The sequence below is a fragment of the Actinomadura mexicana genome (assembly GCF_900188105.1).
GTDB lineage: Bacteria > Actinomycetota > Actinomycetes > Streptosporangiales > Streptosporangiaceae > Spirillospora > Spirillospora mexicana.
Window position 1 is genome coordinate 67162 of the sequence record NZ_FZNP01000014.1, and the last position, 16736, is coordinate 83897.

Annotated in this window: 18 protein-coding genes; 9 read left to right on the forward strand and 9 right to left on the reverse strand. The window is 73.2% G+C overall.

What is annotated here, in order from left to right; translation table 11 throughout:
- Position 1: 1 nt before the first annotated feature.
- Together CHC11_RS30435 and CHC11_RS30440 are read left to right on the forward strand one after the other, a co-directional pair.
- Positions 2-2641: a tetratricopeptide repeat protein gene (locus CHC11_RS30435; RefSeq protein ID WP_179279082.1), complete on the forward strand. Its 2640-nt coding sequence runs from the start codon at positions 2-4 to the stop codon at positions 2639-2641.
- A gap of 151 nt (positions 2642-2792) precedes the next feature.
- Positions 2793-3359: a hypothetical protein gene (locus tag CHC11_RS30440; RefSeq protein ID WP_143227386.1), complete on the forward strand. Its 567-nt coding sequence runs from the start codon at positions 2793-2795 to the stop codon at positions 3357-3359.
- Positions 3360-3393: 34 nt separating this feature from the next.
- On the opposite strand, the gene CHC11_RS30445 is transcribed toward CHC11_RS30440, so the two are convergent.
- Together CHC11_RS30445 and CHC11_RS30450 are read right to left on the reverse strand one after the other, a co-directional pair.
- Positions 3394-3786, reverse strand: a complete 393-nt coding sequence (locus tag CHC11_RS30445; protein ID WP_089315303.1) for a PPOX class F420-dependent oxidoreductase — start codon at positions 3784-3786, stop codon at positions 3394-3396.
- Between the two features lie 17 nt (positions 3787-3803).
- The gene (locus CHC11_RS30450) at positions 3804-4298 is read right to left on the reverse strand and encodes an NUDIX hydrolase (RefSeq protein ID WP_179279083.1); all 495 of its coding nucleotides are present in this window, start codon (positions 4296-4298) and stop codon (positions 3804-3806) included.
- A 146-nt stretch (positions 4299-4444) separates the two neighbouring features.
- On the opposite strand from CHC11_RS30450, the gene CHC11_RS30455 reads away from it, so the two are divergent.
- Complete coding sequence (locus CHC11_RS30455; protein ID WP_245919961.1) at positions 4445-4750, forward strand: PGPGW domain-containing protein; 306 nt, start codon at positions 4445-4447, stop codon at positions 4748-4750.
- 405 nt (positions 4751-5155) lie between these two features.
- Complete coding sequence (locus CHC11_RS30460; protein ID WP_089315304.1) at positions 5156-5971, forward strand: SGNH/GDSL hydrolase family protein; 816 nt, start codon at positions 5156-5158, stop codon at positions 5969-5971.
- Here the strand turns inward: CHC11_RS30460 and CHC11_RS30465 are convergent.
- Complete coding sequence (locus CHC11_RS30465; RefSeq protein WP_089315305.1) at positions 5917-6675, reverse strand: MFS transporter; 759 nt, start codon at positions 6673-6675, stop codon at positions 5917-5919. The two genes, CHC11_RS30460 and CHC11_RS30465, sit on opposite strands and share 55 nt — an antisense overlap.
- 27 nt (positions 6676-6702) lie before the next feature.
- Between CHC11_RS30465 and CHC11_RS30470 the strand changes: the two genes are divergently transcribed.
- Positions 6703-7275 carry a TetR/AcrR family transcriptional regulator gene (locus tag CHC11_RS30470; RefSeq protein WP_089315388.1) on the forward strand — a complete coding sequence of 191 codons (573 nt, stop codon included), beginning with the start codon at positions 6703-6705 and terminating at the stop codon, positions 7273-7275.
- On the forward strand, positions 7265-8074 hold the full coding sequence (locus tag CHC11_RS30475) for an amidohydrolase family protein (RefSeq protein WP_089315306.1): 810 nt from the start codon (positions 7265-7267) through the stop codon (positions 8072-8074). Before CHC11_RS30470 ends, CHC11_RS30475 begins: the two co-directional genes overlap by 11 nt.
- Before the next feature lie 156 nt (positions 8075-8230).
- Here the strand turns inward: CHC11_RS30475 and CHC11_RS30480 are convergent, their stop codons facing one another.
- From CHC11_RS30480 to CHC11_RS30500, 5 genes are all read right to left on the reverse strand, one after another.
- On the reverse strand, positions 8231-8824 hold the full coding sequence (locus CHC11_RS30480; protein WP_089315307.1) for a TIGR03086 family metal-binding protein: 594 nt from the start codon (positions 8822-8824) through the stop codon (positions 8231-8233).
- Positions 8825-8931: 107 nt separating this feature from the next.
- Positions 8932-9852 (reverse strand): oxygenase MpaB family protein, encoded by a 921-nt coding sequence (locus CHC11_RS30485; RefSeq protein ID WP_089315308.1) that lies wholly within the window; start codon positions 9850-9852, stop codon positions 8932-8934.
- A gap of 180 nt (positions 9853-10032) precedes the next feature.
- Positions 10033-11226, reverse strand: coding sequence for a thiolase C-terminal domain-containing protein (locus tag CHC11_RS30490; protein WP_089315309.1), 1194 nt, complete (start codon positions 11224-11226; stop codon positions 10033-10035).
- 99 nt (positions 11227-11325) lie between these two features.
- Positions 11326-12384 carry a threonine aldolase family protein gene (locus tag CHC11_RS30495; RefSeq protein ID WP_089315310.1) on the reverse strand — a complete coding sequence of 353 codons (1059 nt, stop codon included), beginning with the start codon at positions 12382-12384 and terminating at the stop codon, positions 11326-11328.
- Between the two features lie 33 nt (positions 12385-12417).
- Positions 12418-12981 carry a hypothetical protein gene (locus CHC11_RS30500; protein ID WP_089315311.1) on the reverse strand — a complete coding sequence of 188 codons (564 nt, stop codon included), beginning with the start codon at positions 12979-12981 and terminating at the stop codon, positions 12418-12420.
- Positions 12982-13503: 522 nt separating this feature from the next.
- Between CHC11_RS30500 and CHC11_RS30505 the strand changes: the two genes are divergently transcribed.
- The gene (locus CHC11_RS30505) at positions 13504-14952 is read left to right on the forward strand and encodes a GAF domain-containing protein (RefSeq protein WP_245919963.1); all 1449 of its coding nucleotides are present in this window, start codon (positions 13504-13506) and stop codon (positions 14950-14952) included.
- On the opposite strand, the gene CHC11_RS30510 is transcribed toward CHC11_RS30505, so the two are convergent.
- Positions 14936-15658, reverse strand: coding sequence for a histidine phosphatase family protein (locus tag CHC11_RS30510; protein WP_089315313.1), 723 nt, complete (start codon positions 15656-15658; stop codon positions 14936-14938). The genes CHC11_RS30505 and CHC11_RS30510 overlap by 17 nt on opposite strands.
- A 103-nt stretch (positions 15659-15761) precedes the next feature.
- On the opposite strand from CHC11_RS30510, the gene CHC11_RS30515 reads away from it, so the two are divergent.
- Both CHC11_RS30515 and CHC11_RS30520 read left to right on the forward strand, forming a co-directional pair.
- Positions 15762-16127 carry a hypothetical protein gene (locus CHC11_RS30515; protein ID WP_089315314.1) on the forward strand — a complete coding sequence of 122 codons (366 nt, stop codon included), beginning with the start codon at positions 15762-15764 and terminating at the stop codon, positions 16125-16127.
- 187 nt (positions 16128-16314) lie between these two features.
- A complete protein-coding gene (locus CHC11_RS30520; RefSeq protein ID WP_089315389.1) occupies positions 16315-16719 on the forward strand; it encodes a hypothetical protein in 405 nt (134 codons plus the stop codon).
- The last annotated feature ends 17 nt before the right edge of the window (positions 16720-16736 follow it).

Here is a 16736-nt window from a genome sequence, read left to right on the forward strand (position 1 = left end):
GATGTCAGAGCTCACGGCCCGTGCGGTCGAGATCCTGCGCCGGAGCCCCGCCGGCCGGTGGAATGTGGGCTCCGGCTACCTGGTCGGGCGGCGGTGGGTGCTGTCGGCGGCGCACAACGTCGTGGACGCCGGGACGCTGCTCGTCCGGCGGGTGGACGAGACGGAGCATCCGGCCGAAGTCGTCATGGTGGACGAATCCGGAGACATCGCACTGCTGGCGGTGCCGGAGGACTCCTTGCCGGACGACCTGCTCCCGGTCCGTTTCGCCCGAGTCGATCGCTCCCGGACGGGCCGGGTCGGCCCGTGCTGGGCGATCGGCTTCCCCAGATGGAAGGAGCGTCCGCGCGGCCCGGAGGAGGTCGGGCTACGTGAAAGCGCTCAGGTGAGCGGTTTCATCCCGACGGGCTCGAACCTGCGCACGAACCTGTTGGAGTTGGGCGTTTCCCTGATGCCGCGTCCGGCGGGCGGGCGGGGCGTAAGCGAATGGCAGGGAATGTCCGGCGCGGTGGTATTCGCCCACGACGGCTCAGGCGACGAATTCGCCATCGGCGTGGTGGTGGAGCATCATCTGTCAGAGGGGCCGTCCGTCCTCACCGTCGCCCCGCTGGACCACTGGGCGGACATGACGCGCGACACCCCCTGGGGGCGGGAACTCGGGTTGCGGAACCTGGCGCGCCTCCCACGCCCGCGACGTCCTCGTCCGTTCTCCTCGGGCCACGAGAACCTGAGCAGGTCGCTCCCCGACTTCACTGACCGGGACGAGGCGATCGCGAAAGCGGGGGCCCTGCTCACCGACCGGCTCGCCGAGACGTGTCCGCTGGTCGTCCTGCACGGGATGGCGGGAGTCGGGAAGACCGAACTGGCCAACGAGCTCGCCCACAGGCTCGCCGCCACGTTCAGCCATGCGCGGATCCGGGTGGACGTGGCCGCGGCAGCCACCGCGGACGCCGTCATCATGGAGGTCCTGGCCGCGTTCGGCGTCCCCGGCGACCAGATGCCGCGCGATCCCGGGCAGCGCCGGCGCGAGTTCCAATCGCGGCTGAGGCAGGGGCCCAGCCTGCTGCTGCTCGACAACGTGTCCGAGGCGCGGCAGGCCGCCCCGCTCCTGCCCGGGACGCCCGGCGCGGCCGTGATCGTGACCAGCCGGACCACGCTGGCCTCGCTGGACGGCGCCGACCGGCTCCGGCTCGACCCGCTGCCCGACCCCGAGGGGCTCCGGCTGCTCGAACGCATCGTCGGCACCGAGGCGGTGGGCCGCGACCGGTCGTCCGCCATCCGAATCGTCGAACTCCTGGCCGGACTCCCGCTGGCCATCCGCATCGCCGCCGCGCACCTGGTGATGAGACGCGCATCGCCGGCCCGCTACCTGTCGGAACTACAGGACGAGACCAGGCGTATATCCCGTCTTGCAGGTGAGGACAGGGGAGTGCGCAGCAGCTTCGAACTCAGCTACCGGTCACTGCGGCCCGACACGGCGAGGCTGTTCCGCCATCTGGGCGTTCTGGCGGGCCGGGATTTCACCGCCGGACTGGTCGCACGCACCGGTGACGTGGACGACGAGGACGCCGAGCGCATGCTCGGCGAACTGACGGACCGGCATCTGACCGAGGTCGCGGGAGAGGACCGCTACCGCCTCCACGACCTCCTCCGGCTCTACGCCAGGGAACGCATGGCGGACGAGGAGTCCGCGTCCGCCCGGCAGGAGGCGTTCCGGCGCTCGATGAACTGGTACGGCGACCGCCTGCACGAATGGATGTCGCGGCCGGGTGCGCACGAGCAGCCTCCGGCCGATGCGATCGCGTGGTTCGCCCACGAGTCCCGGAACGTGCAGGCGAGCCTTCGAGCCGCCGCGGAGGCGCAGGAGGACCGGCTCGTCGTCAGGATCGTGGAGTCGCTCTACGGCCTGATCTTCTACCGCGCGCACTGGGAGGAGATGGAGGCGGTCAAGGTCCTCGCCGTCGAGGCCGCGCGGCGCGTGGGGGACGCCCCGGCCGAGCTGGGATCGCTGATCCACCTGGCCGAGGCGCGCCGGCTCCTCGGGCGTGGGGCTGAGGCGCCGCCGCTCTACGAGCGGGCGCTGGAAGTGGTCCGCTCCATGGACGACCCCGGCAAGGAGGCGTGGGTGCTGACCCATTTCGGCGATTTCCAGTGCGACCTCGACCGGCCCGAGCGAGCCCTCGACCGCTATGCCGAGGCGCAGGCGATCTACCGTCGCCGGGACGACACGGCGGGCGAGATCTGGCTGGCCGCGCACATCGCCGACGCGTACCGCCAACTCGGCCGCTACGCGGACGCCGCCCGCGTGCTGGAGGACGCGATGGCCGTGAGCGAGCGACGAGGCGATCGCGACGAGATCGTCTGGTGCGCATGGCACCTGGCGCTGGCCTACGACGGCCTCGGCCGTTTCGCCGACGCCGAAGCGGTGCTCCGACCGGCCGTCGCCTTCCACCGGGAGATCGAGAACGAGGCCGGTCTGGCCACCATGCTGTGCATTCTGGGCGGCGTCCACCGCCATGCCGGGCGGGTGTCCGACGCCCGGCGGGCCTACTCCGAGGCGCTCGACCTCCTCGTCGAGATCGACGCCCCCACGCGGGTCACCGAAGTGCGGCAGATCCTCGCGGAACTCTCCGCAGAGGACTGAGACCGCCTGCGCCGCCGCCACCCACCGGCATCGGTCGCGGGCCCGGGGAGCCGTGCGGGCGGGGTGCACCCTGCCGATCAGTGGCCGGTGCCGAACAATGGCCGGGTGGGTTCCGCTGGATGCGATCGAGGGGTATCGGGGGTGCGGTGTGGTGAGCGGTGAGGAGGAACTCGTCTGGGAGGAGTTCTGGGCGAATCTCTGGCCGGTGTGGCGGCGGGTGCTCGGTGGTACCGACGCCGACGAGCCGCCGCCCGCCGAGCCGATCCTGCGGCGCCGCCGGCTCACGACCGACTTCGAGTGGGTGGGGACGTTCGAGCCCGTCCGGTGGCTGACGTCCGTCACCGAGGCCCTGCTCTGGGACGAGAACGGCATGGACCTCGGGCCGCTGGCCGGACGCCCCTGGGAGCTCCTCCAACTCGGCGGCCCCGCCGCCAACGTGGACCTGGGGCAGCTCCGCGGCACGCCCGTCCGGCATCTGGTCCTCTCGAACGTCGACGTCGAAGACCTGGCCGAACTCCGCGGCATCGTCGGCCTGGAGTCCCTGACCCTCGCGCACGGCGACTTCGGGACGCTCCCGCCGCTCCCGCGGCTCACCGAGGTCGTCCTGTACGCGGAGGGGGAGGTCGACCTGTCCGCCGCGAGCCACCCCGGCCTGAGCGTGATCCGCCGCGACGAGATCTATTTCCCGCCCTTCCGCCCCGACGGGATGGACGCGTAGCGGACGGGCCTCTTCCCCGGCCCCCGGCGGGCGGTCACCGAATGGTGCGTTTGGTCATCCCTTCGGAGCCGGGGTCGATTCCCCAGCTGAAGACGGTGTGCGGATGGACGCGGATGACATCGCCGCCGAAGCGGGAGCCCTCCGCGACCGCGGCCTCGGCGCGTCCGCGGATCTCGATGCCCCGCACCCGCCACGGCTCGACGGAGGCCAGGTCGTCCACGACGAAGGCGACCTGGTCGTTGTGGCGGAGGTTGCGGTACTTGCGGGACGCGGCGAGGTTCCAGCCGCCGATGTCGATCGTGCCGGTCTCGGCGTCGTAGTCGAACCCGACCGGGTTGTTCTGCGGGTCGCCCTTGGGGCCGACGGTGGCGAGGCGGCCGAGTCGCTGGGTGGAGAGGTATTCGCGTTCGAGGTCGGTGAGGCTCATGCCGCCAGGTTGCAACCTCAACCGCGGCTGAGGTCAAGGGAGGCGATGACGCTGCGGAGGCGGGGCGACATCTCGTCCGGGAGCGCGTCGAGGGGCCACCAGCGGGCCTCCAGGATCTCGCCCTCGTCCAGGTCGAGCCGCCCGCCGACGACGCGGGCCGCGTAGTAGGCCTCGACCCGGTGCCGGAATCCGCCGGCGACGTGGAGCGGCGGTCCGGTGACCTCGACATCCAGGGCCGTCTCCTCCCGGACCTCGCGGGCGACCCCGTCTTCGAGCCGCTCGCCGGCGTTGACGTATCCGCCCGGCAGCCCCCAGGCGCGGTACGCGGGCCACAGCCGGTGCCGGAGCAGCAGGATCCGCCCCTGCTCGTCCCGGACGATCCCTCCCGCGTACACCAGGAACGTCCGGTGCCTGAGCCGCGCGAGCCGCCACTGCGCCCGGCCGCTCAAGCGCCTCCACACCGGCGCGGCCAGGACCCCGAGACGGGCCCGCGCGCCGAACGGGATCTTCATTTCCGCGATGCTAGCGGGCCGTGAACGGCGGGCGGCCGCCCTCGGGGACAGGGTGTGACTCTGGCCACACCGCACCGGATCGGGGATCTTCGGCGGCATGCCGGTTCGTCCCAGAAGAAAGCCGTGTACGCAGATCGGGGGACGATGTGACCACGACCGCCATGGACCCTGCCGGGACGGACGCCGACGCGGCGCCCGCGAGCCGGCGCGGCGCGCACGTCCGCCTGCTCCGCAAGATCGGCGTCGCGGTCGCCGGAGTCGCCCTGATCGTCGCGGGCGTCGCCATGCTCGTGCTGCCCGGCCCCGGCATCGTCGCGATCCTCGCCGGACTCGGCCTCCTCGGCACCGAGTTCCCGACCGCCCGCCGCATCAGTAACAGCGTGAACGGTCACGCGCGGGCCGCGTGGCACCGGATCCGGGGCGGAGCCTCCCGCGTCGGCCGAAAGGGCTGAGCTCCGGCTGCACGGCGGACAGGACGCATTTCCGGCGTCCTGTCCTATCTGCCGTGAATCCCACTCGGCGGGGAACATGCCCGCGCGGCCCTTCCTGTCGGGGAAGAACGTGCTGTCTTCAGCGCCCGAGTCGCCGCTGCCCGGAAGGCGGGCCTGCTGGGCCGGCGAGGGCGGGCGGACTCGGCGGAGAGCAGGGAGGCGTGGTGCGGGACGGGCTCCTGGGGCCGCTGGGAAGCATGCCGGAATGGTTGTGAGATCTTGGGGTTGACCGCCCTGGAATTCGGCTGTTTCGGATGGCAATGGCGAATCATGCCAAACAAAGTTGATCAGTCTTGAGCTTGGCGTAATGGCGCTGCGGGTATAGGACGGAAGACACAATTCGATACGTCGCTCCGGAGTGTGCCGATGCGTCCGTCCCGCCCCTGCCTGGTCGCCTTCGGTGCGGCGACCTTCGCCGCCGCCTCACTTCTCGGGTCCGGGTCCGCTTCTGCGGCCGGGCCCGACTACGTCGCCCTCGGCGACTCCTACTCGTCCGGCACGGGGGCCGGGAACTACGATCCGAACAGCGGAACGTGCCAGCGCAGCGCCAACGCCTACCCGAACCTGTGGGCGGCGTCGCACGCCACGTCGTCGTACAAGTTCGTGGCCTGCTCAGGCGCGACGACCACCACCGTCGCCAGCGGCCAGCTCGGCGCGCTGAGCTCGTCCACCTCGCTGGTGAGCGTCACCGCCGGCGGCAACGACGCCGGGTTCGCCGACGTCATGCAGACCTGCGTCCTGCAGTCGACCTCCTCGTGCCAGAGCAGGGTGACGCAGGCGGAGACCTACATGAAGAACACCCTCCCCGGCCGGCTCGACTCGCTGTACGGCCAGATCCGCTCGAAGTCCCCGTCGGCGCGGGTGGTGGTGCTCGGGTACCCGCGCCTCTACGTCATCGTCGACTGGTGCGCCGGGCTGAGCAACACCAAGCGCACCGCGCTCAACCACGCCGCCGACACCCTCGACGGCGTGGTCTCCGCGGCCGCGGGCCGCGCCGGGTTCACGTGGTCGGACGTCCGGGACGAGTTCTCCGGGCACGAGCTGTGCTCCGGCGACGACTGGCTCAACGCGGTCACGATCCCGATCGGCTCGTCCTACCACCCGACCGCGCTGGGCCACCGGTCCGGCTACCTGCCGGCGCTGACGGGCTCGGCCGGCCTGGCCCTCCAGAAGCAGACCTGACCGGCGAGCACCGCGATCGCGCCGGCCATCAGCGTCGCGCTCACCCAGACGGGCGAGCGGTAGCCGAGGCCGGCGCCGATCGCGGCGCCGCCGAGCCACGGGCCGAGGGTCCCGCCGACGTTGAACGCCGCGGTGGCGAACCCGCCCGCCAGCGTCGGCGCCGCGGAGCCCTGCTCCAGGACGCGTGAGATCAGCGCCGGGCCCGTCCCGAACGCCAGCATCCCCTGCACGAACACCAGCACGACCACCGCCGCCGGGCTCCCGGCCGTCAGCGCGAGGACGGCCCACCCGGCGGTCAGGGACGTCATGCCCGCCGCGATGAGCGCGGCCGGATGCGCGTCGGCGATCCGTCCGGCGATGGTGACGCCCGCGAAGGATCCGGCGCCGAAGAGCGCCAGCAGCGCCGGCACCCGGGCGGAGCCGAAACCGGCGACGTTCGTGGCGAGCGGCGGGAGGTAGGTGAACGTGCAGAACGTGGCGCCCTGGAACAGCGCGTTGACGGCGAGGGTGAGCAGCAGGCGGCCGTTCGCCAGGGCGCGCAGTTCGCTGCGGGCGCCGCCCGCGGACGGGCGCTCCTCCGGAATCGCCTTGGCGATCGCGGCGACGGCGGGCAGGGACACCAGCGCGACCGCCCAGAAGGCGGCCCGCCACCCCCACGCTCCGCCGAGCACCGCGCCCGCCGGGACCCCGGCGACGCAGAACATTGTTCTGGTGTGGCAGAATAATGTTCTATGAAGGAGGCCGGACGGGAGCGGATCCTGCGGGCGGCGCTGGAGCTGTTCGGGCGCGACGGGGTCGCCGGGACCACGCTGAGCGGGCTCAGGGCCGCGAGCGGGGTGAGCGTGGGCAGCTTCTACCACCACTTCTCCGGCAAGGAGCAGGTGGCGGAGGCACTGTTCGTCGAGAGCATCGGGATGTACCAGGACGCCTTCCTCGCCGAACTGAGGGCCCATGGCGGCGCGCGGGAGGCGGTGACCGCCGTCGTGGCCTTCCACGTGCGGTGGTGCAGGGAGCATCCCGACCGGGCCCGGTTCATGTTCACCGAACGCCCCGCCGGGAGCGACGGGCTGGCCGAGCGCAACGGCGCGTTCTTCCGCGAGGTGCGCAGCTGGTGGCGTGTGCAGGCACGGCACGGCGCCCTGCTCGACGTGGACGCGGTGACCGCGTTCGTCCTGTGGCTCGGGCCCGCGCAGGAACTGTGCCGGCTCTGGCTGAACGGCCAGAGCCCCGAACCGGACGGCCGACAGGTCGTATCGCTGAGCGAGGCCGCATGGCGGTCGGTGGGAGGTCCCCATGGTGATTGACGCGTGGATGCAGCACGGGACGGTGCGGTTCCTGCGGCACGAGATGCTCGACTCGCTCTGGAGGTGGACCGGGCAGAAACCGCCGGCGGAGGAGATCCCGGTCGGCACCACGGTCGCGGCGATGGACGCCGGGGGAGTGGACGTCGGACTGATCAGCGCCTGGTACGGGCCCGAGGGCGACCTCGTGAGCAACGACGAGGTCGCGTCGTTCGTCCGGCAGGCCCCCGACCGGCTCGCCGGCATCGCCTCGGTCGACCTGCGCAAGCCCATGGAGGCCGTGCGGGAGCTGAGGCGGTGCGTGGGGGAACTGGGCTTCAGGGGGCTGCGCGTGGTGCCGTGGCTGTGGGAGCTGCCGCCCACCGACCGGCGGTTCTACCCCCTGTTCGCCGAATGCGTGGAACTGGGCGTCCCCTTCTGCACGCAGGTGGGTCACACGGGCCCGCTGCGCCCGAGCGAGACGGGTCGTCCGATCCCTTACGTCGACCAGGTGGCGCTCGACTTCCCCGAGCTCGTCATCGTGGGCGGGCACATCGGCTACCCGTGGACGGAGGAGATGGTCGCGGTGTGCCGCAAGCACCCGAACGTCTACATCGACACGTCCGCCTACACGGTCCGCAGGTACCCGCCGGAGCTCGTCCGTTACATGGCCCAGGACCGGCACCACAAGGTCATGTTCGGCACCAACTACCCGATGCTGACCGCCGAGCGGGCGCTCGCCGGCCTGGACGATCTCGGCCTCGGCGAGGACGCGCGGGAGGCGTTCCTCGCAGGCAACGCCCGGAAGGTCTTCCGCCTGTAATTGATCTACAATGTAAAGGTCACCGCCGGAGCGTCCGACAGGACCCCCCGGCGCAGGTGACCGAGCGCCGTCCGCCTGAAGCGCGTGCGACCTCCGGGCCCCCTGGACGCGAACGTTGCGTGACCTGCGGGCCGCGGGCCCGCAGGTCACGGCGGTTCAGGCGGTCCAGCCCGGGTCGCGGCCGAGGTAGCGCAGGAGGGCGGCGACATCGTCGCCGCCGGTGTGCTCGATGGCGGCGGCGTAGGCGCCGTACTGGCGCAGCGGCTCGACGATCTGCCGGGCCACGTCCAGCAGGGGGCGGGCCAGGTCCGGGGTGAGCGGGGACGGGCGTCCGGTGGCGACGGCGATGTCCCACGCGTGGACGGCGGCGTCCAGCGCGGCGGCGCCGGCTCCGGTCTCGGGCTTGAGGGAGCCCGGCGGGACGGGGACGGGCACCTCGGCGGCCCCGGGGTCGACGGTGGCCCAGGCGGCGGCGCAGGCGGACACCGAGGGGTCGAGCAGGTCCATCGGCGAGCCGTCGAGCGTGCCGGAGGGGGCGAACGGGTTGTAGTCGGGGCCGGCCTGCCCGGTGATCGAAGCCGCGAAGGCGAGCTGGTCGCCGGCCGCGTGCTGGACGACCTGGGCGACGTTCCAGTCGGTGCAGGGGGTGGGGCGGCGCAGGTCCTGCTCGGAGAGGCCGCGGACCGCGTCACGGAGGGCCTTGTGGGCGGTGTCGAGGATGGTCCAGCCGGAGGTGGTGGTTTCGTTCATGCCCTTATCTTAGCAGAACGGAATGATTCGTTCCACTCATCTCGCCAGATGATCCGGTGTTTCGGCCGCCGGCCGGGGAGACCGCCGACGGTTTCGCGGAGCGGCTCTCAGGCGGCCGGGCTGTAGCGGTTCTGGCGGGTCTGGGCGCCGATGTAGCGCAGCATGCTGCGCAGGGCCCAGTGGTTGAGGCCGGTCGGCATCATGCGGTAGCCCTGCCGGTTGGCCAGGGCGAGCGCGGCGAACCGGGCCTGGTCGAGCGGGGACCAGGGGATGTCGAAGCGGTCCCGGACGACCTGCGGCAGGCAGCCGAAGGTGATCAGGCGGAGCGGACGCTCCACGACGAGGCGTCCGGCGCGGTCGATCCGGGGGCCGCCGACGGGCAGCAGCGTGACGGTGCCGGAGCCGTGCCTGGCGATCTCCAGGGCGCGGGCGGCGGCGGGGGTGAGTTCGAGGGTCCGGGCGCAGACGTGCCAGAACCTGGACTGGAAGGCGGCGTAGTCGGCGGGGACGGGGCGCATGCTGACGCCGTAGCGGGAGTACCAGGTGACGGTCTCGGCGTACATCTGCTCGTGGTCCTCGGCGGTGAGGGTGCCGGGGTGGAAGGTCTCGGCGGCCTTGAAGATCTCCCAGGTGAACGTGGCGTGCGCCCACCAGAACGTCTCGGGTTCGAGGGCGTGGTAGCGGCGGGCGAACTCGTCCACCCCGCCGATGGCGCGGTGCAGGTCGCGGATGGTGCGGGCGCGGGCGGCGCCGTCCGGAGCGAGGATCGTCGCCCAGATCTGCGGGACGGACCGGTGGATCCGGTCGAAGGGGGCGTCGAAGAACGCGGAGTGCTCGGTGACGCCGGCGCCGATGCCGGGGTGCATGAGCTGCATCAGCCCGGCGGCGGCGCCGGGGAGCAGGGAGCGCAGGTCGGCGGCGTGCCGCCAGAGGAGCGTGCCGGGGCCGAGCGGGGCGCGGGCCGCCGCGCGGGCGGGCCTGCGGGCGGCGGCGGTGACGACCGTCGGGGGCGGGGACGGGGCGGGCATCGCGCCTCCTGACCGGTGACTGCTCACATCACCGTAACCGCTGTGAGACAAAAGTCAATCTTTGTCGCACACCGGAGAGCGGGGCCGGAGAGGCGGCGGCCTGCCGCCGCCTCTCCGAGGACCCCTGCCCGGACCCCGTCGGCCTGTGCGCATCCTCCTGGCCCCGCGCCTTCCCGCGGGTCAGGCGGTCGCGGGCTTGTACACGGCGACGGCGCAGGCGCTGCCGAGGCCGATGTTGTGCTGGAGGGCGACGCGGGCGCCGTCCACCTGGCGGGCGCCGGCCTTGCCGCGCAGCTGCCAGGTCAGCTCGGCGCACTGGGCGAGGCCGGTGGCGCCGAGGGGGTGGCCCTTGGAGATGAGGCCGCCGGAGGGGTTGACGACCCACTTGCCGCCGTAGGTGGTGGCCTCGTCGTCGACGAGCTTGTGGCCCTCGCCGACCCCGGCCATGCCGAGCGCCTCGTAGGTGATGAGCTCGTTGGCGCTGAAGCAGTCGTGCAGCTCGATGACGTCGACGTCGTCGATGGACACCTGCGCCTCGTCCATCGCCTTCCGGGCGGCGCGCTGGGAGACGCCGAAGCCGACGACCTGGATGGAGGAGTGGTCGGCGAAGCTCTCCTGCGTGTCCGTGGTGATGTGGTGGCCGGCGATCTCGACGGCCTGGTCCCACAGGTCGTGCTCGTCCAGGAACCGCTCGCTGACGACCAGCGCGGCGCCGGCGCCGTCGGAGGTGGGGGAGCACTGCAGCTTGGTCAGCGGGTCGAAGATCATCGTGGCGTTCTTGACGTCGTCGAGGGAGTACTCGGTCTGGAACTGCGCGTAGGGGTTGTTGACCGAGTGCTTGTGGTTCTTCCAGCCGATCCAGGCGTAGTGGTCGGGGGTGGAGCCGTACTTCTCCATGTGCTCGCGGCCGGCGTTGCCGAACATCTGCGGCATGGGCGCCTTGTCCAGCTCCCACTCGCGGCCCGCGGTCATGGAGCGCAGGTGGTGGTCGATGATCGTGACCTTGGACTCGCCCATGCCGGCGCCGAGCGAGCCCTTCTTCATCTTCTCCATGCCGAGCGCCAGCGCGCAGTCGGCGAGGCCGCCGCGGACGGCCTGGCGGGCGAGGAACAGCGCGCTGGACCCGGTCGCGCACGCGTTCATGACGGTCATGACCGGGATGCCGGTCATACCGGTCTCGTAGAGGGCGCGCTGGCCCATCGATCCGTACATCGAGCCGGCGTAGGCCATCTCGACGGCGTCGTAGCCGACGCCCGCGTCCTCCAGGGCGTTGCCGACGGCCTCCTTGGCCATGTCGGGGTACTCCCAGTCGCGGGAGCCGGGCTTCTCGAACTTGGTCATGCCCACGCCGACGACGAAGGTGCGGTTGGCCATCGAGCTCGCCTCCTGTAACCGAATCATGTTCGGTACACCATAACCCGCGGGCCGCCCGGCGGGCGGGGGCGCTCCCGATGATCGGGATGATCGGGCCGGTCAGGCGGTCGTCTCCGCGGCGAGCGCGGCGGCGAACGCGTCCACGTCGTTTTCGGTGGTGTCGAAGGAGCAGACCCAGCGGACCTCGCCGGTCGCCTCGTCCCAGGTGTAGAAGGGGAACCGCTTGCGCAGCCGCTCGGCCGCGTCCTTCGGCATGAGCGCGAACACCGTGTTGGCCTGCACGTCCTGCGTGATCTCGACGCCGGGGACGGCGCGGGCGGCGCCCTCCAGGCGGCGGGCCATGGCGTTGGCGTGCGCGGCGTTGCGCAGCCACAGGTCGCCGTCCAGCAGCGCGACGAGCTGCGCCGACACGTACCGCATCTTGGACGCCAGCTGCATGCTCGACTTGCGCAGGTACGCCAGACCGCGCACGGCGCCCGGATCGAGGACCACGATCGCCTCGCCGAGCAGGAGCCCGTTCTTGGTGCCGCCGAACGACAGCACGTCCACGCCGGCGTCGGTGGTGAGGGCGCGCAGCGGCAGGCCGAGGGACGCGGCGGCGTTGGCGATGCGGGCGCCGTCCATGTGGACCGACAGGCCGCGCTCGTGCGCCGCCGCCGCGACGGCCGCCGTCTCCCGCGCGGTGTAGACGGTGCCGAGCTCGGTGCTCTGGGTGATCGACACGACGGCCGGCTCCCGCCGCTGGACGTTGCCGAAGCCCGTCGCGTACCGGTCCACCAGCTCGGGGGTGAGCTTGCCGTCCGGTGCCGGGACCGTGACGAGCTTCAGCCCCGCGATCTTCTCGGCCGCGCCGCACTCGTCGGTGTTGACGTGCGCCGACTCCGGGCACACCACCGCGCTCCAACGTTCCGACATCGCCTGCAGCGACACCACGTTCGCGCCCGTCCCGTTGAACACCGGGAACACCTCGGCCTGCTCGCCGAAGTGGCGCCGGACGACCTCGCGGAGCCGGCCGGTGACGGCATCGTCGCCGTAGGCGGGCTGGTGTCCGGTGTTGACCGCGGCCAGGGCCGCGAGGACCTCCGGATGGACGCTCGCCTGGTTGTCGCTGGCGAAACCGCGCGCGGCGGACGGAAGGAGGTCGGACGGCTGAGTCATGCGCCCATTCTCCAGGACGCCCGCCGATGCCCCTTATGCCAGGCGGTCGGTGAGGTTCTGCACCGGAGCGGGCGCGCTGTCCGGTGGCGGCTCGGCGGTGCGCAGCGCCATCCGGGCGCGCATCGCGTCCAGGTCGTCGCCGAACCTGGTGACGGTGGACTGCAGGTCCCGCCACAGCCCGGTCCGCTGCTCCAGCGCCGCGACCTTGGCGCGCAGGTCGGCGACGCGCCGTTCGGCGGCCTCCAGCCGGGTGTGGTTGCCGGCGGTCTCGCGGCCGGTCCGGATCAGGCTGGTGGCGACCGCGGCCAGGTCGCGCTCGGTGTCGTCCATGCGCTCGTCGAGGCGCGGCAGCAGCCGGTCGTTGAGCTGCGCGACCAGCGAGTCGAGCTCGGTGCGGATCGTGCGCAGCTCGGCGGCCTGGACGCGGGCCGACTGCTCCAGGATCGACAGGCGCTCGACGAGGGAGGGCAGCAGCCGGACGAGCTCCGCCGACCGTTCCAGTTCCCGCCCGGCCCTGCCGAGGACGCCGGCGCCCTCGCGCAGACGGCGCTCCACCTCGGCGGCGGCGCGGCGGACGAGACCCGGTATCACGGTCATGGCGCTCCCTTCCGGGGCCGGTGGGTGAAAACTCCTTAAACTGTAGGCGAATCGACCGTGCACGTTTGGTGAACCCACCGGTTTATCTCGGGACCCCGGCGCCTTTCCGGACGGGCTGCCGCCGCCACGGCCGACCGGGCGGCGCGCCGCAGGTGCACAGGCCCTCCCGCACGATGAGCGAGGCGCGTTCGGCGGTGTAGTCCGCCCGGCTCGCGGCCGGGCGAACGCGGTGGCACGTCAGGCAGAGCATGGGTCGTTCGTCCTCCCCGTAGCGCCGGGGGAGCGGGGCCGTCCCGCACGCATTCCCCCCGGACGCGTGCGGGACGGCGGACCCACAGGATGGTCCTTCGCCTCTCCGGCGCCGCTCACGGTAGGCGGTTCCACGTTGCATGCACGTTGCGATCAGTCGGTCACGGATCGTGCCGCCGCCCGGCCGTGCCGGATCCGGCGAATCGGTTGCGGCGTCCCGGCGATGGATCGATGCTCGAACGGAGCCGGATTTCCCTCCGGGAGAAAGGGCTGATGGTGGTGCGCGAGCCGGTGACCGTCCGGGCGCCGATCGCCGAGTCGTGGCGGCGCTCCAGGGACGCCGACGTCGACGCGGGCATGGAGGCGGCGCCCCTGGTGTTCGACCGGGACGTCCTCGCCGACGCCCGCGGCGCGCACCCCCTCCGACCGCACCTGCCGATGCTGGAGGCGCTGCTGCGGCGGGTCGCCGACGAGGCCGAGCACCTGATGGTGATCAGCGACGCCGCCGGGCACGTGCTGTGGACGCAGGGCCCGGCCTTCGCCCGCCGTGCCGCCGACGCCGTCGGCCTGACCGAGGGCTTCCTCTGGTCGGAGGACGCCGTCGGCACCAACGGCATCGGCACCGCGCTCGCCTCCGGGCGGCCCGAGCACGTGTACGCCGCCGAGCACGTCGCGCACGTCCTGCACCGCTGGTCGTGCGCCGGCGCGCCGGTCACCGATCCCGACTCGGGGCGCGTGGTCGGCTGCATCGACGTCAGCGCGACGGTGCAGGCACTGCATCCGGCGACCGTCGCGCTCGTCACCGCCGCGGCGCGGCTGGCCGAGGCGCGGCTGGAGAACCAGATGCTCGGGCGCGACCAGCGGCTGCGCGAGCGGCTCCTGCCGCACCTGCGGGGGCTGCGCGGCACCGGCGTCCTCGCCACCGGCACCGGCCGCATTCTCGCCGCACCGGGGGGCGCGCTGGTCGGCCGGCGCGTCGCCGTTCCCGAGCCCGGCGGGACGGTCGTGCTGCCGGACGGCCGTACCGCCATCGCCGAGCCGCTGGGCGAGGCGTTCCTGCTGCGGATCCCGGGGGCGCGCGGCCGGGTCGACGAGAGCGCCCCGCCCGGACGCGGCCTGGCCGCCAGGCCCGCGGCCGCCGGGGCGCCGCTGCTGACGCTGGCGCTGCTCGGCGACGGGCCGCACGCGCTGCTGGACGGGCGGCGCTTCGACCTGACGCTGCGGCACGCCGAGATCCTCGCGCTGCTGGCGCTGCATCCGCGGGGGCTGAGCGGAGACCGGCTCTCGCTGTACCTGTACGGCGACGAGGGCAGCGCGGCGACCGTCCGCCCCGAGATCCACCGGCTCCGGCACCAGTTCGGCGACGTCGTGCGCGCCCGCCCCTACCGGCTCGGCTGCGCGGTCGACGCCGACTTCCTCGCCGTCCGGCGGCTGCTGGACGAGGGGGACGTCGCGGGCGCCGCGCGGTTGTACGGGGGCGAACTGCTGCCCCGCTCGGACGCGCCCGCCGTCCGCGCGGAGCGCGACGAGCTGGCGGTGCGGGTCCGGCGGCAGGTGCTGGACCGGGGCGGCGCCGACGTGCTGTGGGCCTACGCGCAGACCGAGCCGGGCCGCGCCGACCTGGAGGCGCTGGAGCGGCTGCGGGGCGTCCTGCCGCTGGGAGATCCGCGGCTGGCCGCCGTGGCCTCGCGCAGGGCCCGGCTGCTCAGCGGCGAGCCGTAGGAGGCGGCACCGCGGCGGCGAGGTGGGCGCAGTCGTTGTAGCAGACGGCCGCGAGCCGGGTCCCGTCGTGGCGCCACCGGGTGACCGACGCGTTGGCGACGGGCTCCTTCTCGATCCGCATGACCTCCTTCTCGGTCAGCTCCTCCACCAGGTAGCGGGTCATCACGATGATCGCGTCGTGGGCGACGACCAGGGCGCGGCCGCCGGGGGCGCCGGTCTGGAGGTCGCGGTAGAAGCTGCGCAGCCGCAGCGCCAGATCGGCCCACGACTCTCCGCCGGGCGGCCGGTGGTAGAACTTGCCGAGATGGCGCAGCCGCTCGGCCTCGCCCGGGAACCGGGTGCGGACGCCGCGGGGGGTGAGCCCCTGCAGGACGCCCTGCTCGCGGTCGCGGATCCGCTCGTCCACCTGGATCCGCGGGGCGGCGAAGGACGTCTCGGCGAGCGCGATCCTGGCGGTGTCGTGGGCGCGCACGTAGGGAGAGGTGATCACCGTCGTGGGGCGCTCGTCCTCGGGGAGCGCCTCCAGCCAGCGGCCGAGCGCCGCCGCCTGCGCCCGGCCGGTGTCCGACAGCGGGACGTCGGCGTCCCTTTCGGGGATGTCGACCTCCTCGGCGTCGGTGCCGAGGACGGCCTGGTAGGCGAGATTGCCGGTGCTCTCACCGTGCCGGGTCAGGGTCAGCCACTGCAGCGCGTTCACGCCCGCCATGCTGCCATGCCCCGCCGCTCCCCGGCTCCGGCGCCGGCGGCGCCGGGCCCTGCCGATCGGGGGCGTCGCGGTTGCTCTACAGCCGGTAGTACTCTTTGGTGCCGTGACGAACGTGCTGTCCACCACGACCATCGTGGTGGCGCTCCTGGCCGCCGGCTACGCCCTCGTGACGGCGCTGCGCGGCCGGGCGATGGGCGCAGGCGACCTCGCCGCGTTCGGCGTCCTGGAAGTGCTGCTGGTCGCGCAGGCCGTGGTCGCCTTCGTCGGGCTCTCCGGCGGCGAGGGCCCGGACGGCCCCGCCACCTTCGTCGGCTACCTGCTGGGATCGCTGCTGGTCCCCGCAGCCGGCGCCGGGTGGGGGCTGCTGGAGCGCACCCGGTGGGGCCCCACCGTGCTCGTCGTGGCCGGGGTGGCCGTCGCCGTCATGATCGTGCGGATGAACCAGCTGTGGAGCGGCACCGGTGCCTGAGCCTGAACACGAGCCCGTCCCCGAGACCGGGCCCGTCCCCGAGACCGGGCCCGTTTCCGAGCCCGTCCCCGAGACCGCCGTCCGGGGGCCGCTGACCCGCGCGGACGACGGCGCCCGCGCCGGCGCCGAGGTCCGCACGGGCGGCGGTGCCCGCCCCGGCGCCACCGCCGGCGGGCCGGGGCGGCTTCTGGTCGCCGTCTACGCGGTCTTCGCGCTCGCGGCCGGCGCACGGGCGGGCGTGCAGATCGCCACCCGCTTCTCCGACGCGCCCGTCGCCTACCTGCTGTCGGCCTTCGCCGCCGCCGTCTACGTCCTGGCGACGGTGGCCCTGGCCCGGGGCGGCCGGACCTCGTTCCGGATCGCAGTCGCCGCCTGCGCGACGGAGCTGGCGGGCGTGCTCGCCGTGGGCACGCTCAGCATCGCCGACCGGGCCGCGTTCCCCGACGAGACCGTCTGGTCCGTGTACGGGCGCGGCTACGGGTTCGTGCCCCTGGTCCTGCCCGTGGTGGGCCTGCTCTGGCTGCGCCGCACCGCCCGCAGAGGTGGCGGAACCCCCGCGGGCGGTGGGCGCCCTGTGAGCGGCGGCGTGTGAGCCCTCCGGCCACAGGT